This window comes from Azorhizobium oxalatiphilum, assembly GCF_014635325.1.
Taxonomy (GTDB): Bacteria; Pseudomonadota; Alphaproteobacteria; order Rhizobiales; family Xanthobacteraceae; genus Azorhizobium; species Azorhizobium oxalatiphilum.
Genome location: NZ_BMCT01000002.1, coordinates 734,091 through 757,411, shown reverse-complemented (window position 1 = coordinate 757,411; position 23,321 = coordinate 734,091). Strand labels below are relative to the sequence as shown.

The 23,321-nt window shown below is 66.8% G+C and carries 22 protein-coding genes; 13 read left to right on the top strand and 9 right to left on the bottom strand.

Annotated features, from left to right (window positions below; all coding sequences use genetic code 11):
• Positions 1-66: 66 nt before the first annotated feature.
• The 4 genes from crcB to IEW24_RS11910 all read left to right on the top strand — a co-directional run bounded on the left by crcB (position 67) and on the right by IEW24_RS11910 (position 2,945).
• Positions 67-459, top strand: a complete 393-nt coding sequence (gene crcB, locus IEW24_RS11925) for a fluoride efflux transporter CrcB (protein ID WP_188578706.1) — start codon at positions 67-69, stop codon at positions 457-459.
• Positions 460-610: 151 nt separating this feature from the next.
• Positions 611-1,141: a DUF4946 domain-containing protein gene (locus IEW24_RS11920; RefSeq protein ID WP_188578704.1), complete on the top strand. Its 531-nt coding sequence runs from the start codon at positions 611-613 to the stop codon at positions 1,139-1,141.
• Between the two features lie 29 nt (positions 1,142-1,170).
• Positions 1,171-1,722: a DUF4946 domain-containing protein gene (locus IEW24_RS11915; protein ID WP_188578703.1), complete on the top strand. Its 552-nt coding sequence runs from the start codon at positions 1,171-1,173 to the stop codon at positions 1,720-1,722.
• Between the two features lie 122 nt (positions 1,723-1,844).
• Positions 1,845-2,945, top strand: coding sequence for an RluA family pseudouridine synthase (locus tag IEW24_RS11910; RefSeq protein ID WP_188578701.1), 1,101 nt, complete (start codon positions 1,845-1,847; stop codon positions 2,943-2,945).
• A gap of 92 nt (positions 2,946-3,037) precedes the next feature.
• On the opposite strand, the gene IEW24_RS11905 is transcribed toward IEW24_RS11910, so the two are convergent.
• Positions 3,038-4,441, bottom strand: coding sequence for a TRAP transporter large permease (locus IEW24_RS11905; RefSeq protein WP_188578699.1), 1,404 nt, complete (start codon positions 4,439-4,441; stop codon positions 3,038-3,040).
• A 51-nt stretch (positions 4,442-4,492) separates the two neighbouring features.
• Entirely contained in the window at positions 4,493-5,032 is a 540-nt protein-coding gene (locus tag IEW24_RS11900) for a TRAP transporter small permease subunit (RefSeq protein ID WP_188578697.1), read from the bottom strand.
• Between the two features lie 370 nt (positions 5,033-5,402).
• Between IEW24_RS11900 and IEW24_RS11895 the strand changes: the two genes are divergently transcribed.
• Genes IEW24_RS11895 through IEW24_RS11880 form a run of 4 tightly spaced genes read left to right on the top strand, consistent with a single transcriptional unit; the run spans position 5,403 to position 8,075 of the window.
• Positions 5,403-6,107, top strand: a complete 705-nt coding sequence (locus IEW24_RS11895) for a hypothetical protein (RefSeq protein WP_188578695.1) — start codon at positions 5,403-5,405, stop codon at positions 6,105-6,107.
• Positions 6,088-6,789 (top strand): HAD-IA family hydrolase, encoded by a 702-nt coding sequence (locus IEW24_RS11890; RefSeq protein ID WP_188578693.1) that lies wholly within the window; start codon positions 6,088-6,090, stop codon positions 6,787-6,789. Before IEW24_RS11895 ends, IEW24_RS11890 begins: the two co-directional genes overlap by 20 nt.
• A 16-nt stretch (positions 6,790-6,805) precedes the next feature.
• Positions 6,806-7,582: an ATP12 family chaperone protein gene (locus IEW24_RS11885; RefSeq protein WP_188578692.1), complete on the top strand. Its 777-nt coding sequence runs from the start codon at positions 6,806-6,808 to the stop codon at positions 7,580-7,582.
• Positions 7,583-7,607: 25 nt separating this feature from the next.
• Positions 7,608-8,075: a TfoX/Sxy family protein gene (locus tag IEW24_RS11880; protein ID WP_188578690.1), complete on the top strand. Its 468-nt coding sequence runs from the start codon at positions 7,608-7,610 to the stop codon at positions 8,073-8,075.
• Between the two features lie 239 nt (positions 8,076-8,314).
• Here the strand turns inward: IEW24_RS11880 and IEW24_RS11875 are convergent, their stop codons facing one another.
• On the bottom strand, positions 8,315-9,988 hold the full coding sequence (locus tag IEW24_RS11875) for a DEAD/DEAH box helicase (RefSeq protein WP_188578688.1): 1,674 nt from the start codon (positions 9,986-9,988) through the stop codon (positions 8,315-8,317).
• 336 nt (positions 9,989-10,324) lie between these two features.
• Here IEW24_RS11875 and IEW24_RS11870 point away from each other — a divergent pair, with 336 nt between their 5' ends.
• A complete protein-coding gene (locus tag IEW24_RS11870; protein WP_188578686.1) occupies positions 10,325-11,533 on the top strand; it encodes an MFS transporter in 1,209 nt (402 codons plus the stop codon).
• Between the two features lie 34 nt (positions 11,534-11,567).
• Here the strand turns inward: IEW24_RS11870 and parE are convergent, their stop codons facing one another.
• The 3 genes from parE to IEW24_RS11855 form a co-directional block, all read right to left on the bottom strand.
• On the bottom strand, positions 11,568-13,592 hold the full coding sequence (gene parE, locus IEW24_RS11865; RefSeq protein ID WP_188578684.1) for a DNA topoisomerase IV subunit B: 2,025 nt from the start codon (positions 13,590-13,592) through the stop codon (positions 11,568-11,570).
• A gap of 160 nt (positions 13,593-13,752) precedes the next feature.
• A complete protein-coding gene (locus tag IEW24_RS11860) occupies positions 13,753-14,799 on the bottom strand; it encodes a sensor domain-containing diguanylate cyclase (protein ID WP_188578682.1) in 1,047 nt (348 codons plus the stop codon).
• A gap of 121 nt (positions 14,800-14,920) precedes the next feature.
• Positions 14,921-15,481 (bottom strand): DUF6985 domain-containing protein, encoded by a 561-nt coding sequence (locus IEW24_RS11855; RefSeq protein ID WP_188578680.1) that lies wholly within the window; start codon positions 15,479-15,481, stop codon positions 14,921-14,923.
• A 205-nt stretch (positions 15,482-15,686) separates the two neighbouring features.
• On the opposite strand from IEW24_RS11855, the gene argC reads away from it, so the two are divergent.
• The 4 genes from argC to IEW24_RS11835 all read left to right on the top strand — a co-directional run bounded on the left by argC (position 15,687) and on the right by IEW24_RS11835 (position 20,717).
• Entirely contained in the window at positions 15,687-16,739 is a 1,053-nt protein-coding gene (gene argC / locus IEW24_RS11850) for an N-acetyl-gamma-glutamyl-phosphate reductase (protein WP_188578678.1), read from the top strand.
• A gap of 374 nt (positions 16,740-17,113) precedes the next feature.
• Positions 17,114-18,505, top strand: a complete 1,392-nt coding sequence (locus tag IEW24_RS11845; RefSeq protein ID WP_188578676.1) for a GntP family permease — start codon at positions 17,114-17,116, stop codon at positions 18,503-18,505.
• Between the two features lie 141 nt (positions 18,506-18,646).
• Positions 18,647-19,822, top strand: coding sequence for an acyl-CoA dehydrogenase family protein (locus tag IEW24_RS11840; RefSeq protein WP_188578674.1), 1,176 nt, complete (start codon positions 18,647-18,649; stop codon positions 19,820-19,822).
• Positions 19,823-19,832: 10 nt separating this feature from the next.
• A complete protein-coding gene (locus tag IEW24_RS11835; protein ID WP_188578672.1) occupies positions 19,833-20,717 on the top strand; it encodes an HTD2 family dehydratase in 885 nt (294 codons plus the stop codon).
• Here IEW24_RS11835 and IEW24_RS11830 read toward each other — a convergent pair.
• From IEW24_RS11830 to IEW24_RS11820, 3 genes are all read right to left on the bottom strand, one after another.
• The gene (locus tag IEW24_RS11830) at positions 20,642-21,547 is read right to left on the bottom strand and encodes an EAL domain-containing protein (RefSeq protein WP_244644316.1); all 906 of its coding nucleotides are present in this window, start codon (positions 21,545-21,547) and stop codon (positions 20,642-20,644) included. The two genes, IEW24_RS11835 and IEW24_RS11830, sit on opposite strands and share 76 nt — an antisense overlap.
• 101 nt (positions 21,548-21,648) lie before the next feature.
• Entirely contained in the window at positions 21,649-22,392 is a 744-nt protein-coding gene (locus IEW24_RS11825; protein ID WP_188578670.1) for a short-chain dehydrogenase/reductase, read from the bottom strand.
• A 4-nt stretch (positions 22,393-22,396) separates the two neighbouring features.
• On the bottom strand, positions 22,397-23,278 hold the full coding sequence (locus IEW24_RS11820) for a polysaccharide deacetylase family protein (protein ID WP_188578668.1): 882 nt from the start codon (positions 23,276-23,278) through the stop codon (positions 22,397-22,399).
• Positions 23,279-23,321: the final 43 nt, after the last annotated feature.

Here is a 23,321-nt window from a genome sequence, read left to right as displayed (position 1 = left end):
GCTCGGCTCGGATGCGCGTTTCTCGCGCGTGCGCTTGCCTCGCCTTCCACCCCTTCGGAGCGTGTGATGCTTCCTGCCATTGCGGTTTTCCTCGGCGCGGGCTTCGGCGGCCTGATGCGGCATTTCGCGAATCTGGCGGGGGCGCGGCTGTTCGGGATGACCGGCTTTCCGCTCACCACCATGCTGGTGAACATCGCCGGCTGCTTCATCATGGGCGTCTTCACCGCATGGTTCGCCTTCAAGGCAGGCGCGGGCACGATGCTGCCGCAGCATGTGCGGCTCTTCCTCACCACCGGAATCCTCGGCGGCTTCACCACCTTCTCCACCTTCTCGCTCGAATTCGCCGTGCTGGTGGAGCGCGGCGAGATGGGACAGGCGGCCGCCTATGCGGCGGGATCGCTGGTGCTGTGTCTGGTCGCGGTGTTCGCCGGTCTGGGGCTGGTGCGGGCGCTGGGGTAACAGCGCGTGCCGCTCTGGCTGGAGCACGTTCTCTATCAAAGAGTTGGAGCGTTGCTGGGTTTCCATGAAACACGGAAACGCCCTAGGGTGCGGCGCGCGGGGAAGCGAGGGCACGGAAATATCCGTGCCGAAACAAGATGATGGACTGTGTATGCGTGAGTCTGTTTCCCGCTGCCACATGTGGGCAGCGGGCCTGTCGGCCGGCCTCGTTCTTTCAACCGCAGCATGGGCCGAACCCGGCATCACATGGCCGGAGGGCTGGGAGCCAAAGGCCATTTCGGTGCCCGTGCAGCCCGAGGGCGCGAAGATCACCAATCTGACCGCCATCCGCACCACCCCGGAGCGCAATGTGGAGGGGATGATCTCCTTCTCCATCCTGACCTATGAAAGCGGGGAAGCGGCAGAGCTGGAAGAGGAGGCGCAGGCCATCCAGCAGGTCTATGCGCACCGTCCGGCCAGCGAGCAGGTTGAGTGCGGCGCCTTTGAGCCCGCCATGCTCGCGGGCCTGCCGGCTCGGCGCATGAGCTGCGTCACCAGACCGGGCAGACCGGTTCTCCGGACGCATGTTATGGTCGTCGTGAAGGGGGCTGTTCGCGCCACTTTGATTTTCGCCGCGCCGCCGAAAGCCTATGAGGAGAGCCGGCTGGTGTTCGAGGCTGTCGAGAAGAGCCTGCGGTTCTGAGACCCGGACACCCATCGACGGGAGATTTCATGACATCTGCGCGTATCCGTGCCTGCACCCTCGCTCTGGTTCTGGGGGCTGGCCTGCTGGGTCCGTCCGCCTCCCATGCGGCGGATGCGCAGGTGACATGGCCGGACGGCTGGCAGGTGGGCGAGCGGCCGTTGCAGAGCCGTGGGCCGGACGGCACGCCGGTGTCCGGCATGCAGCGCCTCGCCGCCAAGGCCGGCCCGGACGGCAAGCCAGACGCCATCATCGTCTTCTTCGCCTTCAATCGAACCGAAGGCCCGGCGCCGGACCTGAAGACGGAAGCCGGCCTTCTGGCCCAACAGCAGCAGATGCGCGCGCCCACAGGCACCCGCAGAACCGAGTGCGGGTCGCTGGAGGACGCCACGATCGCCGGCATCGCCGCCCAGCGCATGGCCTGCGCGACGATGGAGGAGGGCAAGCCGACCCTGCGCCAGAGCGTCTCCGTGCTGGTGAAGGACCGCAGCATCGTGACCTTCATCTACACCGCACCCGAGGACAGCTATGACGCTCACAAGGCCACCTATGACGCCGTGGAGGCGAGCCTGAAGCTCTGAAACTGCCTGTCGCCTTGCGTGCCGCGCCCGTGGGGTGTGCGTGCAAGGGGCTGGACGGCGCGTGCGATCTGTGACCGTTAGGGGCAAATTGCACACGACGGGCGCGAGGCGCTGGAGCAGACATGGCGGTGGAGTTGAAACGGGTGACTGAGGACGAGGCGGACATGCGCCTCGACCGCTGGTTCAAGGCGCATTTTCCCGATCTCTCCTTCGGCCACCTGCAGAAGCTGGTGCGCACCGGACAGGTGCGTGTGGACGGTGGCCGGGTGAAGACCTCCACCCGTCTGGAGCCTGGCCAGAGCGTGCGCGTGCCGCCGCTCGGCGCCGATGCTCCGGCCGAGGCAGCGTCCGACGCGCCGTCTGAAGCCGGTGCTTCCGCGCCCAAGAGGGCGAAGAGCGAGGGGGAGGGCGTGTTCGGCGCTTCTGGCAGTCCGTTCGCCCCGCCGGCCCATCAGGTGCGCGCCGCCGCCCGTCGCGAGCAGACCGATGCGGAATTCATCCGCTCCATCATCCTGTTCGAGGACAAGGACGTGATGGTGCTGAACAAGCCCGCCGGCATCGCCGTGCAGGGCGGCTCGGGCACCTTCCGACATATCGACGGCATGCTGGAGGCGTTCACCGACAAGTCCGGCCAGAAGCCACGCCTCGTGCACCGCATCGACAAGGACACGGCCGGCTGTCTGCTGATCGCCAAGAACCGTCTGTCCGCCGCGCAACTGGCCAAGAATTTCCGCTCGCGTGATGCCCGCAAGGTCTATTGGGCACTGGTGCCGGGCGTGCCGAAGCCGCGCCAGGGCCGCATCTCCACCTATCTCGCCCGCGAGGAGAGTGAGGAGCGCATGCGCGTCGCCCGCCATGGCGAGGAGGATGCGAGCCACGCCATCACTTATTACGCTGTGGTTGAGCAGGCCGCGCAGCGGCTGAGCTGGCTGTCGCTGAAGCCGGTGACGGGGCGCACGCACCAGATCCGCGCCCATCTCGCCCACATCCACCACCCCATCGTGGGTGATCCGAAGTATTTCAACATCGAGAACTGGGAATTCCCCGGCGGCCTGCAGAACAAGCTGCACCTTCTGGCCCGTCGCCTGATCATCCCGCATCCGCGCGGGAATGGCATGATCGACGTCTCCGCGCCGCTGCCCCCGCACATGCAGCAGTCCTGGTCCGTGCTGGGCTTCGATGCCAGCCAGTACGACCCCATCGAGGACGCGCCGGAGAAGTGAGGGGCTGAAGCCTTCCCGATCCAAAACAAAAAGCCGGCCCCGGTTCGATCCGGGGCCGGCTTTTGTGTTTCAGGCGGGCTCGCGCCGCCCGCTCATTTGAAGTCGAGCGGGGGCGGGGCGGTGTCGGGCGGGGCCATCAGGTCGATGGTCTTGCCGTCGTCCACCGGATCGCTGCCGAGCCAGTAGGTCACGCTCTCCGGCCACGCGATGACGATGATCACCAGCAGGATCTGCATGAACACCCACGGCACCGCGCCCCAGTAGATGTCCGAGCTCTTCACCGACTTGGGCGCGATGCCGCGCAGGTAGAAGAGCGCGAAGCCGAAGGGCGGATGCATGAAGCTCGTCTGCATGTTCACGCAGAGCAGCACACCGAACCACACGAGATCGATGCCGAGCTTGGCCGCCACCGGGGCCAGCAGCGGGATGATGATGAAGGCGATCTCGAAGAAGTCGAGGAAGAACGCCAGAAAGAACACGAAGATATTGACGAAGATCAGGAAGCCCACCGAGCCGCCGGGCAGGCCGGTCAGCAGGTGCTCGATCCAGCGGGCGCCGTCCATGCCCTGGAACACCAGGCTGAAGACGGTGGAGCCGATGAGGATGAACACCACCATGGACGTGATGCGCATGGTGGTGGCCATGCCCTCCCGCAGCAGCGGCCAGGTGAGGCGGCGGTGCAGAGCGGCGAGCACGATGGCACCCATGGCGCCCATGGCGCCCGATTCCGTCGGCGTGGCGAGGCCCATGAAGATGGTGCCGAGCACGAGGAAGATCAGCACGACGGAGGGGACCATGCCCCACAGCACGCGCAGCACCAGCGCCAGGCCCGGCTCGCCGCGCGCTTCCGGCGGCAGCGGCGGCACCTTGTGCGGCTGGAAGATGGACAGGACGATGATATAGCCGAGGAAGATGACGACCTGGAGGATCGAGGGGCCGATGGCGCCCAGATACATGTCGCCCACGGAGCGGCCGAGCTGATCGGCCAGCACCACCAGCACCAGCGAGGGCGGGATGAGCTGGGTGATGGTGCCCGAGGCCGCGATCACGCCGGTGGCGAGGCGCACGTCGTAGCCATAGCGGATCATGATGGGCAGCGAGATCATGCCCATGGCGATCACCGAGGCCGCCACCGTGCCGGTGATGGCGCCAAGAATGGCGCCGACGATGATCACCGCATAAGCGAGGCCGCCCGGCACCTTGCCGAACAGCTTGCCGGTGCCTTCCAGCAGGTCTTCCGCAAGGCCGCAGCGCTCCAGCACGGCGCCCATGAAGGTGAAGAAGGGGATCGCCAGCAGCAGGTCATTGGAGATGATGCCGTAGAAGCGGAACGGCAGGGCCTGCAGGAAGCCCACGTCGAAATGGCCCGTCCAGACGCCGATGATGCCGAACACGATGCCCACCGACGCCAGCGAGAAGGCGACCGGAAAGCCCGCCAGGAGGAACAGGATCATTCCCCCGAACATGAGCGGCGGCATGATGCCGTGCGAAAACATGGAATTCCCCCCGAATGACTGGGCGCGTTCTTGTTTGTTTTGGGTTGGGCCTTACTGGACCGGCTTCTCGTAGTGGGTGTCGAGATTAAGCCGCCCCGTCAGCGCGGCCACGCGCTTGATGAGCTCGGAAATGCCCTGCAGGAACAGGAGGGCAAAGCCCGCCGGCAGCAGCGCCTTGGCGGGCCACAGGATCAGGCCGCCCGCGTTCATGGACACTTCCTTGGAGACGAAGGAACCCCAGAAGAAGTTGAACGACAGATAGGTGAGCAGGCCGATGATGGGCAGGAAGAAGACGGTGAAGCCGATGGTGTCGATCCACAGCCGGCCCCGGTCGGACAGGGAGCCGTAGACCAGATCCACGCGCACGTGCTCGTTCTTCTTGAGCGTGTAGGCGGCGCCCAGCATCACCATGCCGCCGAACATGTACCACTGGATCTCGAGCCAGCTGTTGGAGCTGTAGTTCACGAGATAGCGCACGGTGGCGTTGGTGGCGCTGATGAAGGCGGCGGCAAGCACCAGCCAGTCGGCGATGTTGCCGAAGAAGGCGCCGATGCCGTCAATGCCACGGCTGAGCTTGAGCAAGGCGTTCAAGACGTTCCCCTCCCGAGGGATACTAACTCCCGTGGGGCTTTGCCCCTGCCGAGCGTGTTCACCACGGCTCCGGCATCGCACCCATCCGCAGCTTTCCCTTGCGATAGCAGGATTCGCCGTGGACGGACGCCGGCTCGCCCATCACCGGACGGGCCTTATCGTCCACTACAGTCGTGCGCGTGGGCAATCAAGGTGAACTTAGGTCCAATCGCCGCGTCGGCGGGCTGGAGGCCGTATTTTTGCCCGGCGGAGCCGCATATCTGGGCGGCGTGCGGCAGGTAGGAAGACTCTGCGCTGTCTGTTAAACGTGCCCGCCCGTGCCGGCGATGCCTTGGCGGGGGCTTTTTCGTTCTGTTTTCTGGAGGTGCCCATGTCCCCACAGCCCGAGACCTGTCCCGGCTGCGGTGCGAGGGTGCATCCCCGGGATGTGCAATGCCCCGCCTGCGGCATGGACCTGCCGCCCCCCTCCGCGCCGCGCCGGAGCGCGCTGCCGGTTCTGGTGGGCGTTCTGGGCGTCCTGGTCGCGCTGGCTGCGGGTGCCGGTGTCTGGTTGCTGCTGAGCCCCGCAAGGAAGCCTGCCGAGACGAACCTGCCCGCGCAGCAGCAGGCCGCCGCGCCGGTTGTGCCTGAACCTCCCGCTCCTGATCCGGCGCCGACGCCCGTGCCGCCCGCGCCCCAGAGCCAGGCCTCGGCACCCGTTCCGGCCGCCCCCATGGCGCCCACCACGGGGCCGTTGCAGGCCCTGCCGCCGGGCGCGGGGCGTCCGGCGCTGCCGGACATCCCCAGCGATCCGCAGACCCGCGCGGCCTTCGCCAAGACCACGCAGGACAATTTCAAGGAGAACGGCCTCGATATCGCCGTGACCGCCGGCGGGCCGGAGAACACCGTCGTCACGCTGAAGTTCAGCTTCCCGGCCAAGACCGCCGTGGATCTGATCGCCGGCGGCCCGTTCGCGCGCCAGTGCAAGGCGCGTGGCATCAAGACCGTGGTGTTCCAGGATCCGAATGGCGCCTCCTGGACTCTCGACGTAGACACCGATCAGCTGAGCCAGAACGATGCCCCCCGCCGCCCCTGAGCCCATTCTCGCCCTCTTCGATTGCGACGGCACGCTGGTGGACAGCCAGCACATGATCGTCGCCGCCATGGAGGCCACCTATCGCGGGCAGGGGCTGGTGCCGCCCACCCGCGAACGCACGCTCTCCATCGTCGGCCTGTCGCTGCGCGAGGTGTTTCTGGTGCTGGGCGCGGATTCGCCCGACTTTCCGCCGCCTGAGCTGATGGTGGAGGCCTATAAGGAGGCCTTCAACACCATGCACGCGCGCAAGCCGGAAACGGAACCCATGTTCCCGCATGTGATGGAAACGTTGATCGCCTTGCGGGGGCGCGACGAATTCCTGCTGGGCATGGCCACCGGCAAGGCGCGGCGGGGCGTGGACCGGCTGCTCAAGGCCTATGCGATGGAGGGCTGGTTCGCGGCCATCCAGACGGCGGACATCGCCCCCTCCAAACCTCATCCGGGCATGGTGCTTCAGGCCATGGCCGAGGCCGGGACGGAGCCGGCGCGTACGGTGATGATTGGCGACACCACCTATGACATGGAGATGGCCAAGGCGGCCGGCGCCCATGCCATCGGCGTGTCGTGGGGCTATCATCCGGTGGACAGCCTGATCACGGCGGGGGCCGATCGCATCGTGACCGATTTCCGCGACATTCCCGACGTCATCGCGGCGCTGGTGATGGCGGCGGCGGACGCCTGAGACAAGAGGGACGACCATGCGCGACATCCTGAACGATCTCGACCGCGATCCCATCGATCCGGCAGCGTCTATTCGCGCCGAGGGGCGCAAGAACCTGCCCAAGCGGTTCTACAAGGAGGTCTCCACGCGGGCCGGCGACAGCGGGTTCGAGATCCTGCTGGACGGCCGCTCGGTGAAGACCCCGGCGCGCGTGCCGCTCGCCGTGCCCACGCAAGCGCTGGCAGATGCGGTAGCGGCCGAATGGGCTGCGCAGGAGCAACTCATCGACCCCATGACCATGTCGCTGACCCGGCTGGTGAACGTGGCGTTGGATGGCGTCGCCAACACGCGCGAAGAAGTGGCGGACGAGATCGTGCGCTACATGGGCAGCGACCTGCTGCTCTATCGCGCCGAAGGCCCCGAAGGGCTGGTGGCCCGGCAGGCGGAGCATTGGGATCCCGTGCTGGCGTGGCTGGACGAGACCTATGGCGCGCGTTTCTTCCTCGCCGAGGGCATCCGCCATGTGGCCCAGCCGGAGGACATGGTAGCTCGTGTGGCCGCTGCCCTGCCGCGCGAGGACGTGCTGGCGCTGGCGGCGCTGAGTACGCTGACCGCGCTCACTGGCTCGGCTTTCCTGGCGGTGGCGTTGTTGGGCGGGCGGCTCGATGCCGATGCGGCGTGGAAGGCCGCCCATGTGGACGAGGACTGGACCATCGAGCGCTGGGGCGAGGACGCGGAAGCCACTGCCCGCCGCACCGCCCGCGAGCTGGAAATGCGGGCCGCCGTGCGTCTGCTGGACCTGCGGAAAGCCTGAGTCGGCTAATCTCTGGGGGCAGGGGATGGACAAGGACGAGATCGTCGAACAATTCGCCGCCCTTGGCCCGGTGGATGTGCGCCGCATGTTCGGCGGGCATGGCGTGTTCCGCGACGGGCTGATGTTCGCGCTGGAAATCCGGGGCGACCTGTTCCTGAAGGCTGACGGCGTCTTCGCCGCTGAACTGGAAGAAATGGGCGCGTCCCGGCTTGGCTATGAGGCCAAGGGGCGGCGCGTGGATCTGCCCTACTGGACGCAGCCGGACGCCAGCCTTGATGACGATGAACTGCGCGACCGCCTGTTCCATCGCGCGCTGGAGGCGGCACGGGAGATCAAGGCAACGCCGAAAAAGAAGCGAAGCGCCGCGAAGGCCCGTCCGGATGCCGGAGCGCCGGACCTAGATGCGTTGGGCGTGGGCGGTGGCAAGGCTGCGGCGCCCAAGGGGGCCGCGAAGGTGGCCCCGGCGCGGGCGGGCAAATCCCGTAGCCGGTGAGTGCTGCCGCTGATCGGCTGAAGCCTTTGGCAGGGCGTGCCTTTCAGCCTGGATTGCTATGCAATCGAAGCCGGCCAAGCTCTGGCGCAATTGCCCGCAGAGGGTTGAACGGTTCTGCGGCGAAAGTTGTTATAAAACAACAGCTTATAGCGGGTTGCTGACATGAAAAACGCGCCCGAAGGCGCGTTTTCCTAAAGTGGTGCGTGAACTTTCTGTCGCAAGTCCCTGACGGGGCCGGCTCAGTTTCCGCTGGTCGCCTTGGTGCGCACGGGGCGCAGCAGGAAGGCGGGCAGGTGTGACATGTCGGCGGGCTCGCTGGCGGCGGAGCGATCGCGGCGACCGCGATTGGCCTCCCCGCGATCCCCACCCGTACGATCCGCGCCTCCACGGTCCCCGCCACGATTGCCCTCGCCCTCGGAACGGGGCGAGCGGGGTGTGCGCTGACGCTCGCCACGGCCCTCGCCTTCGGCGCGGGGCGCACGGGCCTCGCGGTCGGGGCGCGGTTCACGGTCGGCGCGGGGCTGGCGCTCACCACGGGCCTCGCGCGGCTCGCGCTCGGGGCGCGGCTCACGTTCGGCACGGGGTTCCCGCTCCGGACGCGGCTCGCGCTCGGCGCGAACCTCCTCGCCCTCGGCGCGTTCGCTATTCCGGCCACGGCCGGAGCGGCGGTTGCGCCGCTCGTCGCCGGACTCCCCACGGCCTTCGCCGCGACCTTCGCCACGGCCACCACGGCCGCCCTCGCGGCGGTCGCCGCCACGGCTGCGCTTCTCACGCGGCGGGGCTTCGCCCAGAGGCTCGCCCTGCCAGGGAATGGCGTTGCCGATGAGCTTCTCGATGGCGGCCAGCGACTTGGCTTCGTCATGGGTGACGATGGTCAGCGAGGTGCCGGTGCGGCCCGCGCGGCCGGTGCGGCCGATGCGGTGCACATAGTCTTCCGAATGATGCGGCACGTCATAGTTGAAGACGTGGCTCACCGCCGGAATGTCTAGACCGCGCGCCGCCACGTCGGAGGCCACCAGAAGGTTGGCCTCGCCGGTGCGGAACTGGTCCAGAGCCTGCGTGCGGGCGTGCTGGTCCATGTCGCCGTGCAGGCACACGACATTGAAGCCGTGCTTGGCCAGCGAGCGATGCACCACTGCCACGTCGCGCTTGCGGTTGCAGAAGATGATTCCGTTCTGGAGCTGGTCGGCACCACGGATCAGCTCGCGGAGCGTCTCGCGCTTCTCATAGTCCTCGCGGCCGGCGGCCACGAGGAGCTGGGTGATGGAGGTGTTGGCGCTGGCCGGTTTGGACACCTCCACCCGCGCCGGGTTCGAGAGGAACTGCGAGACGATGCGCTGGATCTCCGGCGGCATGGTGGCCGAGAAGAACAGCGTCTGGCGCGTGAACGGCACCAGCTTGCAGATGCGCTCGATGTCCGGGATGAAGCCCATGTCCAGCATGCGGTCGGCCTCGTCGATGACGAGCACCTCGATGCCGGACAGCAGCAGACGGCCGCGCTCCACATGGTCCAGCAGGCGGCCGGGGGTGGCGATGAGCACATCGACACCGCGCAGCAGCTTCTGGTCCTGATCGCCGAAGGAGACGCCGCCGATGAGCAGCGCGACGTTCAGCTTGTGGTTCTTGCCGTAGCGGGTGAAGTTCTCCTCGACCTGGGCTGCGAGTTCGCGCGTGGGCTCGAGGATGAGGGTGCGCGGCATGCGCGCACGGGCTCGGCCCTGCTCCAGCAGGGTGAGCATGGGCAGGGTGAAGGCCGCGGTCTTGCCGGTGCCCGTCTGCGCGAGGCCCAGAACGTCTCGCCGGGCGAGAACGTGCGGGATGGCCTGCGCCTGGATGGGCGTGGGGGTTGTGTAGCCCGTGGCCTCAACGGCCGAGAGGACTTTTTCGCTCAGGCCGAGTTCGGAAAATGACATTGCGTCGCTTGATGCGGCAGCGCCCCGCTTATCGAAGGTTCCGTGCCGTGTACGGTTCCTGACGAGTGGTCGTCGGTCGGCGCGCTTGGAGTCGAATACAGTTCGGACGACGCACAGAAAATAGAAGCATTGTGCGCTGTGTCAATGTGCGTGGCATGCGCTGCGGCAGGAGGCCCTCTGCGGGCCATGCGCCGCCATGGCTTGACCCCGCGTCCCAGCGGGTCGAGACAGGCCCTGCGGCATGCTCGCCGCCCATCGTATTTCGCAGACGGATGCACGGATCAGGACAATGGCGTCTGGTCGAATCCGGCTCAAGCGTAGGCAGTGTAGTTGCCGATGTCTTTTCTTGCTCTTCTTGGTCTCGCGGATTTCGCCAGCGCCTTTGCCACCCGCGCGGTGGACCCGATGCTCACCCTTCTGGCCTCGGATCTCGGCGTTTCCGTGCGGGCGGCGGCGCTCCTGGCCTCGGCTTTCACCTTGCCCTACGCCGCGACGCAGCTGGTCTTCGGCCCCGTGGGCGATGCCTTCGGCCGGGTGCGGCTGATCCGCATCACGCTCTCGTGCCTCACGCTCAGCCACCTCGCCTGTGCGTTCGCGCCGAACCACGAGTTTCTCATGGCCGCGCGCATTCTGGCCGGCGGCTGGGCGGGCGGCATCATTCCGGTATCCTTCGCACTGGTCGGCGACCGCGTGCCCTTCGATCAGCGCTCGGCGGCACTGGGTCGCCTCCTGCTGTTCGTGGTGCTGGGCCAGCTGGGTGGTGCCATCGTGTCGGGGGCCATCGCCACCTATTTCGGCTGGCGGACGGTGTTTCTCGTGGCTGCCGCCATCTCGGCGCTTGCGGCTCTCGGATCCATGCTGTTCCTGACCGAGCTGGGCCAGAGGCAGAAGCTGTCCGTTCGTGCCACGATTGATGGCTACAAGGAAGTCTTCCGCAATCCCGTCTCGATCCGCCTGTTCGTGGTCTCGGCCACGGAAGGGGCGATCATCTTCGGCATTTTCCCCTTTGTGGCGCCGCTGTTCGTGGCCAAGGGGTTCGGCAATGCGGTGGAGGCCGGCCTCACCATGGGCGCCTATTCGCTCGGCGGGGTGGGCTACACCTTCCTCGTCCAGCGGCTGGTGAGGCTGCTCGGGCTCGGCGGCATGGCCGCCACCGGCGCGGTGATCGTGGGCACCTGCATGCTGGCGGCGGCGATCGCGCCATCCCTCAATGTGATCATCGGCCTGTTCGCGGTCATGGGCTTCGGCTTCTACACCATCCACAACACGCTGCAGATCATGTCCACGGAGCTTGCGGTGACGGCGCGCGGCTCGGGCGTGTCGCTCTATGCCACGTCCTTCTTCACCGGGCAGGCCTTCGGTGCGGTGCTGGCGGGGCAGGTGGTGGCGATCGCGGGCTCCGTGACCACCCTGTTCGTGGTGGCGGGCCTCGCCATGTATGCGCTGGCCTGGCCAGCCTCCCGCCTTGCGCCGCTGGCGGCCCGCGTGCGGGCCGAGCGGGAGGAAGAGGCCGCCCGTCTCGCCGAGCCGGCAAACCCGGCCTGATCAAAAAAAGGCCCGCTCGAAGCGGGCCTTTGGTTCAGATGTCCAGCATTTCCTCGCCGGCGAAGGCGGCATGCTCGGAGATGAAGGCGAAGCGCGCCTCCGGCTTGTTGCCCATCAGGCGCTCCACCAGATCATCGGTGAGAGCGCGGGCGGCCTCCTCGACGGAAACCTGAAGCAGCGTGCGCGTCAGCGGGCTCATGGTGGTTTCCTTGAGCTGCGCCGGCATCATCTCGCCGAGGCCTTTGAAGCGCCCGATCTCCACCTTGCCGCGCCCGGAAAACTCCTTCTTCAGGAGCCGGTCCTTGTGGGCGTCATCACGGGCATAGAGCGTCTTCGGCCCCTGCGTGATGCGATAGAGCGGCGGCACCGCCAGATAGAGGTGGCCTTCCTCGATCAGCTTGGGCATCTGCCGGTAGAAGAAGGTGACGAGGAGGGAGGCGATGTGCGCCCCGTCCACGTCGGCATCGGTCATGATGACCACCTTCTCGTAGCGCAGGTCCGCCTCGCGATAGTGCGAGAGCATGCCGCAGCCCAGCGCCTGCAACAGATCAGCCAGCTGCTGGTTGGCGGCGAGCTTGTCCCGCCCTGCGCTGGCGACGTTCAGGATCTTTCCGCGCAGCGGCAGCACGGCTTGCGTACGGCGGTCGCGGGCCTGCTTGGCTGAGCCGCCCGCCGAGTCGCCCTCGACGATGAAGATTTCCGAGCCCGCCGCATCGGTGTTGGAGCAGTCCGCCAGCTTGCCGGGCAGGCGCAGCTTGCGCACTGCCGTCTTGCGGGAGATTTCCTTCTCCTGCTTGCGGCGCAGGCGATCCTCGGCCCGCTCCACCACGTGGTCGAACAGGCGGGTGGCCTGCACCGGATTGCCGGCGAGCCAGTGGTCGAAGGGATCGCGTATCGCCTGCTCGACGATGCGGGCGGCCTCGGCGGTGGCGAGGCGGTCCTTGGTCTGGCCCTGGAATTCCGGCTCGCGCACGAACACCGAGAGCATGGCCGCACAGCCGGCGGTCACGTCGTCCGCCGTAATGAGGGCGGCGCGCTTGGCCTGGCTGGTGCGTTCGCCATGCTCGCGCAGGCCCTTCAGCAGCACCGCGCGCAGGCCGTTCTCATGGGTGCCGCCATCGGGGGTGGGCACCGTGTTGCAGTAGGATGAGATGCCGCCGTCGCCATCGGCGATCCAGGCCACCGCCCATTCGGCCGAGCCATGGCCGCCCTGCTTCTTGATCTGGCCCGAGAAGATGTCGCCATGCACGAGGGTCTGGCCCTCGATGTCGGCAGCCAGATAGTCGCGCAGGCCGCCGGGGAAGCGGAAGGTCATCTTCTCCGGCACGCCGGTGGTGCCTTCCAGCAGCTCCGGATCGCAGGACCAGCGGATTTCCACGCCGCCGAACAGATAGGCCTTGGAGCGGGCCATGCGGAACACGCGGCCGGGCTCGAACTTCAGGCTGCCGCCGAAGATGTCCGCATCCGGGTGGAAGCGGATCTTCGTGCCGCGCCGGTTGGTGATGCGGCCGACTTCCTTCAGCTTTCCTTGCGGGACGCCGCGCGAGAACGTCTGGCGATAGAGCGTCTGGTTGCGCGCCACCTCGACCTCGAAGGCGTCGGAGAGCGCGTTGACCACCGAGACGCCCACGCCGTGCAGGCCGCCGGAGGTCTCATAGACCTTGCTGTCGAACTTTCCGCCCGAATGCAGCGTGGTCATGATGACTTCGAGGGCCGATTTGCCGGGGAACTTCGGGTGGTTCTCCACCGGGATGCCGCGCCCGTTGTCGGTCACGGTCAGCGAGCCGTCGTTGGAGAGCTGCACCTCGATGAAGGTGGCATGGCCCGCCACCGCCTCGTCCATGGAATTGTCGATCACCTCGGCGAAGAGGTGATGCAGCGCCTTGGCGTCGGTGCCGCCGATATACATGCCCGGCCGGCGCCGCACCGGCTCCAGCCCCTCCAGAACCTCAATGTGCGCGGCGGTATAATCGCTCGCCATCTGCGGCACGACGGTCGCCGCGGCCTTGCGGCCCTTGGAGGGAGGGGGATTGGAGAAGAGGTCGTCAGGATCGGACATGAAACGGATCGGTCTCGCGCGAATCAGCAGGGCCGGCGCCGGGCGCCAGCCCTTCAATTATGGGCCTTGTAGCCGAACTTTGTAACCAAGTCGCCGGGCAGGGCCTATGGTTCGGCGCACATGGCCGGCCCGCGTACAAAGCAGGAACGTCGAGGCCGCGTCAACGCGGCTTGAGGCCGAGCTGCTTCCGGCGGGCCTGCTTGTTGGCGTACATGAGCGCATCGGCCTTGCGCAGCATGTCCTCCGCATTGCCTTCGGCCGGATCGGCATCGATGACGCCGAAGCTCGCGCCGGGATAGTCGATGATGGCCGCACCGAGATCGAACTTGCCCTTCAGCAGGGGCGCGAGGCGCTGCTCGGCGGCTTCCGCCGGGGTCAGACCCTCCTCGCTCGCGGCCGAGGTGAGGCCCACCACCACGAATTCGTCGCCGCCGAGCCGTCCGAGCACGTCGCCGGTGCGCAGGCCGGCCGACAGGCGCTCGCCCACCTGCACCAGAAACACGTCGCCTGCCTCGTGGCCATAGGTGTCGTTGATGCCCTTGAAGCCGTCGAGGTCGATGAAGGCCACCAGCACCCGCTGGCCGGTGCGATCCGCCATGGCCACCAGACGCTGCAATTCATCCAGCACGAAACGGCGGTTGGGCAGGCCGGTGAGGGCGTCGGTGAAGGAGATGGCTTCCAGCTTGGCGTTGGCCCGCTGCAGTTCCTCCACCAGTTGCTCGCGCTGGATCTGCTGGGCGATCAGGGCCGAGAACAGGGTCAGGACTTCCTTGCCGTCCGGCGTCAGCGGCTTCTGCTCGGAACTGGCGGCGCAGAGCGTGCCATAGAGCGAGCCTCCGTCGAGATAGACCGGGGTGGAGGCGTAGGTCTGGATACCCAGCGCCTTGGCCGCATCGGAATCGCCCCAGCGGGTGGCCACGTCGTCGGCGAAGGGCTGCTTCTCGTCCATCGCCCGCTTGCACAGCGTGTCGCCCCACGGCACCGACAGGCCCTCGGGGATCTGCATGATCTTGCTGTTGCGGGAGAAGACGATGTTCTGCACCCCGGCCCCGAGATCGATGTGCGTGAGATAGGTGCTTTCCAGGCCGGTCACGAATTCCAGCAGTTCCAGTAACGGCCTCGTGATCTCTTCTACGGTGCGGGCGGATGAGAGCGTCTGCGAGATCCGCGCCAGGAACTGATCCTTGAAGCCGAACTGTGCATTCATGAAGCGTCTCCGCTAGGCAGGGCTGTTCTTGGCAGTCTTTACGATTCTGGCGGTGTCGCCGGATCAGAGGGCAGCCCATCCATACACGGATGACTGCCACCTCCGATGGTAAAGATAAACGCTATCCTTGCGTCGGGCTGGTTGTGCTCGCCCAAAGGAAGGCCGAGGTCTCTCCACCCGCTGCCTCGCGGGCGATGGCGGGGCTGAAGGACACGTCCGCGAAGCCCACGCCCAATACGCGGTCTCCGCTCAGTAACAGCCCGAGGCCGCTTTCCGGATCCCAGTCGCAATCCAGCTCAAGGCCCACGAGTACGGCACCTCCCGTATCGTGCAGGGTAATGGCGAGGGGGACGAGCGACTCAGCAAGCGCAGGCGCGTAGCGGGCGGCGAGGTCTTCGCCATAGGTCTGCGACAGGGCGGGCAGGGCGTTGGCGATGGCCGTGAGGATCGCGTGTGCGGCTTTCTCTTGTCCGGTGGCGAAAGCCACGAGGCCATCACGGAAGGCCGGCGTCAGGTCCATGCTCTCCGGCTGCCAGCGCAGGGGCAGCCATTCGCTCTCCAGACGGGGAAAATGAGCAGCGAAGGCAGGCAGGTGGATCTCGTCTCCGTCGTCCCCGGCCCGGGCCACGCCGGCATGTTCGGGCGGCAGGGTGCTGAAGAACGGATCGTCCGCGTTGGCCATATGGTGCCCCTTGCATATGTCGCCGGGTAATCTAGCGGGCACCCGCGCGGATTGCATGACAGGGCGGCGTGCGGCCCCACTGTTCCCTCGCGTCTTTTACCCGACATGGGAAGGGTGTATGGACCTTCGCCCGCGTTGGGTTTCGTAACGGTCCATCGCGGTGGAAACTCAAGTTTGGCCTGCATCGGGCAGGCGGGAGCGTGTCATGTCGGAAGCGAAAGCACGGATCGCGGTATTGGGCGCCTCGGGCTATACGGGCTCGGAACTGGTGCGCCTGCTGCTGCGACATCCGCGCGTTGAGCTTGTGGCGCTCACCGCCGACCGGAAGGCGGGCCAGTCCATGGCCGACGTCTTCCCGCAGTTCGCGCCCTTCAAGCTGCCGACGCTTGTCACCATCGACGACGTGGATTTCACGTCCGTCGATCTCGTCTTCTGCGCCTTGCCGCACGCCACCACCCAGACGGTGATCAAGAGCGTGTTCGAGAAGGCGCCGAACGTGAAGGTGGTGGACCTGTCCGCCGACTTCCGGCTGACCGATCCGGGCGCCTATGAGAAGTGGTATGGCCACGTCCATTCCGCGCTGGATCTCCAGAAGGAAGCCGTGTTCGGCCTCGTCGAGCTTTATCGCGACGAGATCAGGAAGGCGCGCCTCGTCGCCAATCCGGGCTGCCACACCACCACCGCCATCCTGCCCATCGTGCCGCTGCTGGAAGCCGGCGCGCTCGATCCGGACAGCATCGTGGTGGACAGCAAGACCGGCATGTCCGGCGCTGGCCGTTCCGCCAAGGAGGCGATGCTGTTCTCGGAGGTGTCCGAGGGCATCCACGCCTATTCCGTCTCCGGCCACCGCCACATGGGCGAGCTGGATCAGGAATATTCCAAGGCCGCCGGCCGCACCGTGCAGCCCATGTTCGTGCCGCACCTCTCGCCCATGAACCGGGGCATCTACGCCACCATCTATGTGCGGACCACAGGCGCGAGCGCGCAGGATCTGCATCGCATCCTCGCCGACTTCTACAAGGGCGAGCATTTCGTGCATGTGCTGCCCTTCGGCCAGGTGCCGCAGTCGCGCCATGTGCGCGGCTCCAACTGGGCGCACATTGGCGTGGTGGCGGATCGGCAGGCGGACCGCGCCATCGTCATCTGCACCACGGACAACCTCGTGAAGGGCGCGTCCGGTCAGGCGATCCAGAACATGAATCTGGTGCTCGGCTTCCCCGAGGCCATGGGCATCGACCAGATCGCCCTGATGCCCTGAGGGCATTCGGGCGCGTGACATCCGGGGGCGGATCGGCCCCCGGAACTTTCTCAACAAACGGGTGTTGCATCGCAACTGGGCTTGCTGCCAAGCTCAGGTCGCGGCCGCCTGCGCGGGCAGCCATCCCATCTCTTTGCGCGACGTCCTCGCGCCAACTCCGGACGGGATGAGCCGTCCCAACATCCCAATGCTCGGATGCCAAGACGGCACGGGATCAACCCGAAGTGCCGCATCGCCGGACCCGCGGCCTCAGGCGCGGGACCATTGTTGCGGTGGGGTGGACCGGATCGCGGCCCGCATCCGCCGGGAGGACAGATCGCGCCAGCCGCCGGAGGCGTTCCGCCCCCTCTGCGCGTGATCCCTAGGAGGACCGGATGAGCCTTCTCATCTGTCTGGGCGCGCTCGCCTTTCTCATGTTTGTCGCCTACCGCGGCTTCAGCGTTATCCTGTTCGCGCCGGTCGCCGCCATGGCTGCGGTGCTGCTCACCGATCCCTCGGCCGTTCCCGTCGTTTTCTCCGGCCTGTTCATGGACAAGCTGGTGGGCTTCGTGAAGCTCTACTTCCCGGTGTTCCTGCTGGGGGCGGTGTTCGGCAAGGTCATCGAGATGTCCGGCTTCTCGCGGGCCATCGTCTCCGCCATCATCCGCATCCTCGGTCCGGGGCAGGCTGTGCTGGCGGTGGTGCTGGTGGGTGCGGTGCTCACTTATGGCGGCGTGTCGCTGTTCGTGGTGGTGTTCGCGGTCTATCCGTTCGGTGCCGAGCTGTTCCGGCAGGTGGGCATCCCGAAGCGTCTGCTGCCTGCGGCGGTGGCGCTGGGGGCGTTCGGCTTCACCATGGACACGCTGCCGGGCACGCCGCAGATCCAGAACATCATCCCCACCACCTTCTTCCACACCACCGCCTATGCGGCGCCGATCCTCGGCCTCGTGGGCACCGCTTTCATGCTGGGCGTGGGCATCGCCTATCTGGACTTCCGGCGCCGGCAAGCGCTGAAGGCCGGCGAGGGCTACGGCACGGGGCATACCAACGAGCCGAAGATCGACAAGGACCAGCCGCTGGCCAATCCGGTCATCGCCATCCTGCCGCTGGTGGTGGTGGGCATCGCCAATCTGCTGCTCAACCGCTTCATCCCCGGCTGGTTCGGGCCGGAGGCGAGCGCCACTCTGAACCCGGCGCAGCCCGCGCTCACCATGGCCACCAACAGCGTGGCGCCCATCTGGGCGGTGATGGGGGCGCTGCTGCTCGGCATCCTCACCGTCTTCCTGTTCGCCTTCCGCACGCTGGCCGCCCAGTTCGCGGAGGGCTCCAAGCAGGCGGTGGGCGGCGCGCTGCTGGCCTCGCTCAACACCGCCACCGAATACGGCTTCGGCGCGGTGATCGCGGCGCTGCCGGGTTTCATGCTGATCAGCCACGCGCTGGCCTCTATTCCAAACCCGCTCATCAACGAGGCGATCTCGGTGACGACGCTGGCCGGCATCACCGGCTCGGCCTCGGGCGGTCTGTCCATCGCGCTGGCCGCCATGGCGGACCAGTTCATCGCGCAGGCCAATGCGGCTGGTATCCCCATGGAGGTGCTGCACCGCGTGGCCGCCATGGCCTCCGGCGGCATGGATACGCTGCCCCATAATGGCGCCGTCATCACGCTGCTGGCGGTCTGCGGCCTGTCGCACCGGCAGTCCTATGGCGACATCTTCGCCATCACGCTGGTGAAGACCTCAGCCGTCTTCTTCGTCATCGGCTTCTACTATCTGACCGGCCTTTATTGAGCAGGTTCGATCCTGCGGCCCACCGTTCCATTTCTGGGGCGGTGGGCAGTGCAATAGGCTGAAAGGGCTCGCAATTTCTGCTCCGGGCTATAGTCTGCGGACCCATCATGAAGGGGACCGCAGAGTCCCGATGGAGCGGACATGAGCCAACCAGAGCAGACCCGCATCGACGAGAATTTTTCCGATATCCGCGAGGCGGTGCGCCGGCTCTGCGCCGACTTCCCCGGCGAATACTGGCGCAAGCTTGACCGCGAGAGCGCCTATCCCTCCGCTTTCGTGGAGGCACTGACCAACTCGGGCTTTCTCGCTGCGCTGATCCCGGAAAGCTATGGCGGCGCCGGCCTGCCGCTCTCGGCCGCGGCCGCCATCCTCGAGGAGGTGCAGCGCGCGGGCTGCAATGGCGGCGCCTGCCATGCGCAGATGTATATCATGGGTGCCCTGCTGCGGCACGGGAACGAGGCCCAGAAGGAGGCTTATCTGCCGAAGATCGCCTCCGGCGAACTGCGCCTGCAGGCCTTCGGCGTGACCGAGCCCACCTCGGGCACCGACACCACGGCGCTGAAGACCTTCGCCGAGAAGCGCGGCGACCATTATGTGGTGAACGGCCAGAAGGTCTGGACCTCGCGCGCCGAGCATTCCGATCTCATGCTGCTGCTCGCCCGCACCACGCCGCGCGACAAGGTGGCCAAACGCACGGACGGGCTCTCGGTCTTCCTCGTGGACATGCGCGCGGCGAAGGACAACGGCCTGACCATCCGCCCGATCCGGGCGATGATGAACCACTCCACCACCGAAGTGTTCTTCGACAACATGAAGGTGCCCGCCGAGAACCTGATCGGCGAGGAGGGCAAGGGCTTCCGCTACATCCTCTCGGGCATGAATGCGGAGCGCATCCTGATCGCCTCCGAGTGCGTGGGCGATGCCAAGTGGTTCATCGCCAAGGCGACCGCCTACGCCAAGGAGCGCGTGGTGTTCGGCCGGCCCATCGGCCAGAACCAGGGCGTGCAGTTCCCCATCGCCAAGGCCTATGCGCAGATGCGTGCCGCCGAACTGATGGTGCACCGCGCCGCCAGCCTGTTCGAGCAGGGGCTGGATTGCGGAGAGGAAGCCAACATGGCCAAGATGCTGGCGGCGGATGCCTCATGGGCCGCGGCGGAAGCCTGCGTCCAAACGCATGGTGGCTTCGGCTTCGCGGAGGAATATGACGTGGAGCGCAAATTCCGGGAAACCCGCCTCTATCAGGTGGCCCCCATCTCCACCAATCTGATCCTCAGTTACGTCGCCGAGCATGTGCTCGGCTTGCCGCGTTCTTATTGAAAGCCGTTTCATGTCGACCATGGATCTCAACCATTTCCGCACCTGGATCGGCCGCACCGAGACCGCGCACGACCTCCTTACGGCCCGTGCGGTGCGCGAGATGCGCGCGACCCTCGACCTGCCGCCCGGCGAGCCGGTGCCGGGCGAGGCGGCTGTGATGACCGCCCACTGGTGCCTCGCGCCCGCAACTGCTCCCATGCATTCGCTGGGGCCGGACGGGCATCCGGCGCGCGGCGGTTTCCTGCCGCCGGTGCCGCTGCCCCGCCGCATGTGGGCCGGCAGCCGTCTGGAGTGGCATGACGAGCTGAAGGTCAACGATCAGGTGGGGCGCACGTCGCGCATCGCCGATGTGGTGATCAAGCAGGGCCGCACGGGCACCTTGTGCTTCGTGACCGTGGAGCACGAGATCACGACCGCGCGGGGGCTGGCCATCCACGAGTGGCAGGACATCGTCTATCGCGGCACCGACGCCCCGGCGGGCGGGACGGGCAACGAGGAGGCGCAGCCGGAGCCGCAGTGGCAGGAGAGCGTCGAGACCTCGCCGGTGCTGCTGTTCCGCTATTCGGCGCTCACCTTCAATGGCCATCGCATTCATTACGACCGCCGCTATTGCGTGGAGGAAGAGGGCTATCCCGGCCTCGTGGTGCATGGGCCGCTGCAGGCCACGCTACTGGCCGAGTTCGCGGCGCGTCTCCTGAAGCGCAAGCCGAAGAGCTTTTCGTTCCGCAGTGTGCGACCGATCTTCGACGGCCCGCCCATGACGCTGAACGCCGTGCCTCTGCCCATCGAGCGGCTGGAAGCCATGCCGCCGCACATCCGTCAGGCGGAGGGCGGGCTCACGCTCTGGACCGCCGACAGCGAGGGCAGGCCCTGCATGATGGCCGAAGCGGTCTGACGCTGCCCGGCGACGGGAAACTCGCCGCGCACGGTGCGCGGTATGCGCACCTGCGGCAGGGTGCCGATTTCCGGCGCGCCGAAATAGAAGCCCTGGAACAGCGAAATGCCCATGGCCTCCAGCGTGCGGTATTCGTCCTCGCTCTGGATGCCCTCGGCGATGAGAGTGATGCCAAGCTGCCGCGTCAGACCGACAATGGCGGAAACGATGGCCTGCCGGCGGGAATCCTCATGGATGTCGCGGATCAGCCCCATGTCGATCTTCACCAGATCGGGGTGCAGTGAGGCGAGGCGGAGCAGGCCGGAATAGCCGGAGCCGAAATCATCCAGTGCCGTCAGCACGCCGAGGTCGCGGTAGCGCGACATGATCTCGGCGGCGAAGCGCGGCTCGGGAATGCGCTCTGACTCCGTGAACTCGAAAACGATCTGGTCCGGCCTGAGGCCGGCCGCCGTCGCGGCCTTGAGCGAGACGTGGAGGTTCGCGACGGGATCGAACACCGCGTTGGGCAGGACGTTGATGGAGAGCTTGGTATCGGTGTCGCGGAAGAGCCTGCCGGCCATCTCGATGGCCTTGATGCGGCAGGCCTGGTCGAAGCGATAGAGGGTCTGCGCGCTGACCCTGGACAGGATGGAGCTGGCGCTTTCGCCGTTCTCGCCGCGCACGAGGGCTTCATAGCCCCACACCTTGCCGCCATGCAGTTCCACGATCGGCTGGAACGCCATGGTGAACACGAGGTCGGAACCATCAATGACGCCGCGCGGCGTCTGCCCGGCGAAGCCGAGCCCCGCCATTTCCATGTCCGCCTGTGGCGGCCCCCAGCCGGTCATCATCCCCCGCAAACCCGTATGCTACATAGTGGGCTGCCGTCTCAACGCGCGAAGCGGCATAGGGTTCCCGCCGGATGGAAGTATTTTTCCAGCTATGGATTTGGTTATTTATTACCGCTTCCAGCATCGACGTCGAGGACCGTGCCGCTGACATATCCGCAGGCAGGTGACGCCATGAAGACGGCGGTCCGGGCGATTTCCAGTGGTTCGGCCAACCGGCCGAAGGGGGCGCCTGCGCTGACGTCCTCCATGGTCTTTCCGTCCTGCGCCGCCAGCGTGACCATGCGCTCGGTCCGCGTGCCGGCCGGATTGATGCCGAACACCCGCACGCCGAAATCCGGCGCCTTGCCGCCCACCGCCTCTGTGAAGGCCATGAGCGCGGCGTTGCCGGTGGCCCCGCACACATAGCCGTAGCGCGGATGGCGCCCCGCCGAGCCGATGATGTTGACGATGACGCCGGAACCGCGCGCCTGCATGGCGCCGAGGGCAAGCTGGGTGAGGTGGATATAGCCCATCACCTTAAGCGCCCACGCCGCCTCCCATTGCACCATGGTGAGGTCGAGCAGGCCGCCGCGCGGAATGGCGCCGGCATTGTTGATCAATATGTCATAGCCGCCGGCCTCCTCGTGGAGACGTTCGCGCTCCTCGGGCCGGGAGAGGTCGCCAGCCCAAGTGGTGACGGGGCCAAGCGGTGCCAGTTCCTGCGCTGTGGCGGCAAGCTGGCCGGCGTCGCGGGCGGCCAGAAGGACTGCGCAGCCTTCTTTCAGAAAGACGCGGGCGCAGGCGGCGCCGATGCCTTTTGAGCCGCCGGTGATCAGGACGCGGCGGCCGTTCAGTTGCAGATCCATGGTGCTAAACCTCGGGCGGGACGGCGGCGGTGTACCAGTCGCAGATCTGGCTGCCGGTCACGAAGGCCACATTGGGGGAGGCGGCCAGCGCATCCACCATGCCCACCAGTTCGTGGAAGCGGTGCGGCACGCTGATGAGATGCGGATGGAGGCCCAGCGCCAGCACGCGCGGGCAGGTCTGAGCCTCCTCTTCGAAAAGCGCCAGCGTGTGCCTGAGGCGCTTTTCCATCTCGCCGGTGGCATGGCGCTCGATGGCGTAGACGATGCTGTCGTTGATCTCGAGATTATAGGGCATGGCCATGAGCGGGCCATGGGCGGTGGTCATCCAGTCGGGCACGTCGTCCACCACCCAGTCGCAGACATAATCGAGCCCCTGCGCCTTCAGCAGGTCCGGCGTGCGCTCGCTCTCGCGCAGGCCGGGGGAGAGCCAGCCACGCGGCTTCACACCCGTGAAGGCGGCGATCTTGTCGAAGGCGGCAGAGATCATCTGCGCTTCCGCGTCGCCATCGGTGTTCTGGATTGCCTTCTGGTGGAGGCCGTGGCCGATGAATTCCCAGCCCGCCGCCAGCATGGCCTCGGCGGCCTGCGGATAGGCGTCGATGGCGCCCGCATTGAAGCTGGTGGAGGCGGGCAGGCCGCGCTCGGTGAACAGCTTCAGGATGCGCGGCAGGCCGGCGCGCATGCCGTAGTCCGCCCATGAGAAGTTGGGCACGTCCGGAATGGTGCCCTGTCCGTGCGGAGGCGTGATGATGGTGCGCGGCATGGCACGGTCGAACTGCCAGTGCTCCACGTTCACCACCAGATGCACGAGGATGCTCTTGCCGTCGAGCTTGGGCAGCGGCGGGCGGGAGGTGGAGAAGCGGTACGGGATACGCGGGTTGGCCATACGCTGTGCCTCAGGAAGTTTCTCGGCTTCGATCGCAATTCCG

Coding starts and splice junctions, on each gene's coding strand:
- crcB (WP_188578706.1), top strand. CDS start 67: ATGCTTCCTGCCATTGCGGTTTTCCTCGGCGCGGGCTTCGGCGGCCTG.
- IEW24_RS11920 (WP_188578704.1), top strand. CDS start 611: ATGCGTGAGTCTGTTTCCCGCTGCCACATGTGGGCAGCGGGCCTGTCG.
- IEW24_RS11915 (WP_188578703.1), top strand. CDS start 1,171: ATGACATCTGCGCGTATCCGTGCCTGCACCCTCGCTCTGGTTCTGGGG.
- IEW24_RS11910 (WP_188578701.1), top strand. CDS start 1,845: ATGGCGGTGGAGTTGAAACGGGTGACTGAGGACGAGGCGGACATGCGC.
- IEW24_RS11905 (WP_188578699.1), bottom strand. CDS start 4,441: ATGTTTTCGCACGGCATCATGCCGCCGCTCATGTTCGGGGGAATGATC.
- IEW24_RS11895 (WP_188578695.1), top strand. CDS start 5,403: ATGTCCCCACAGCCCGAGACCTGTCCCGGCTGCGGTGCGAGGGTGCAT.
- IEW24_RS11890 (WP_188578693.1), top strand. CDS start 6,088: ATGCCCCCCGCCGCCCCTGAGCCCATTCTCGCCCTCTTCGATTGCGAC.
- IEW24_RS11885 (WP_188578692.1), top strand. CDS start 6,806: ATGCGCGACATCCTGAACGATCTCGACCGCGATCCCATCGATCCGGCA.
- IEW24_RS11880 (WP_188578690.1), top strand. CDS start 7,608: ATGGACAAGGACGAGATCGTCGAACAATTCGCCGCCCTTGGCCCGGTG.
- IEW24_RS11875 (WP_188578688.1), bottom strand. CDS start 9,988: ATGTCATTTTCCGAACTCGGCCTGAGCGAAAAAGTCCTCTCGGCCGTT.
- IEW24_RS11870 (WP_188578686.1), top strand. CDS start 10,325: ATGTCTTTTCTTGCTCTTCTTGGTCTCGCGGATTTCGCCAGCGCCTTT.
- parE (WP_188578684.1), bottom strand. CDS start 13,592: ATGTCCGATCCTGACGACCTCTTCTCCAATCCCCCTCCCTCCAAGGGC.
- IEW24_RS11860 (WP_188578682.1), bottom strand. CDS start 14,799: ATGAATGCACAGTTCGGCTTCAAGGATCAGTTCCTGGCGCGGATCTCG.
- IEW24_RS11855 (WP_188578680.1), bottom strand. CDS start 15,481: ATGGCCAACGCGGACGATCCGTTCTTCAGCACCCTGCCGCCCGAACAT.
- argC (WP_188578678.1), top strand. CDS start 15,687: ATGTCGGAAGCGAAAGCACGGATCGCGGTATTGGGCGCCTCGGGCTAT.
- IEW24_RS11845 (WP_188578676.1), top strand. CDS start 17,114: ATGAGCCTTCTCATCTGTCTGGGCGCGCTCGCCTTTCTCATGTTTGTC.
- IEW24_RS11840 (WP_188578674.1), top strand. CDS start 18,647: ATGAGCCAACCAGAGCAGACCCGCATCGACGAGAATTTTTCCGATATC.
- IEW24_RS11835 (WP_188578672.1), top strand. CDS start 19,833: ATGTCGACCATGGATCTCAACCATTTCCGCACCTGGATCGGCCGCACC.
- IEW24_RS11830 (WP_244644316.1), bottom strand. CDS start 21,547: ATGATGACCGGCTGGGGGCCGCCACAGGCGGACATGGAAATGGCGGGG.
- IEW24_RS11825 (WP_188578670.1), bottom strand. CDS start 22,392: ATGGATCTGCAACTGAACGGCCGCCGCGTCCTGATCACCGGCGGCTCA.
- IEW24_RS11820 (WP_188578668.1), bottom strand. CDS start 23,278: ATGGCCAACCCGCGTATCCCGTACCGCTTCTCCACCTCCCGCCCGCCG.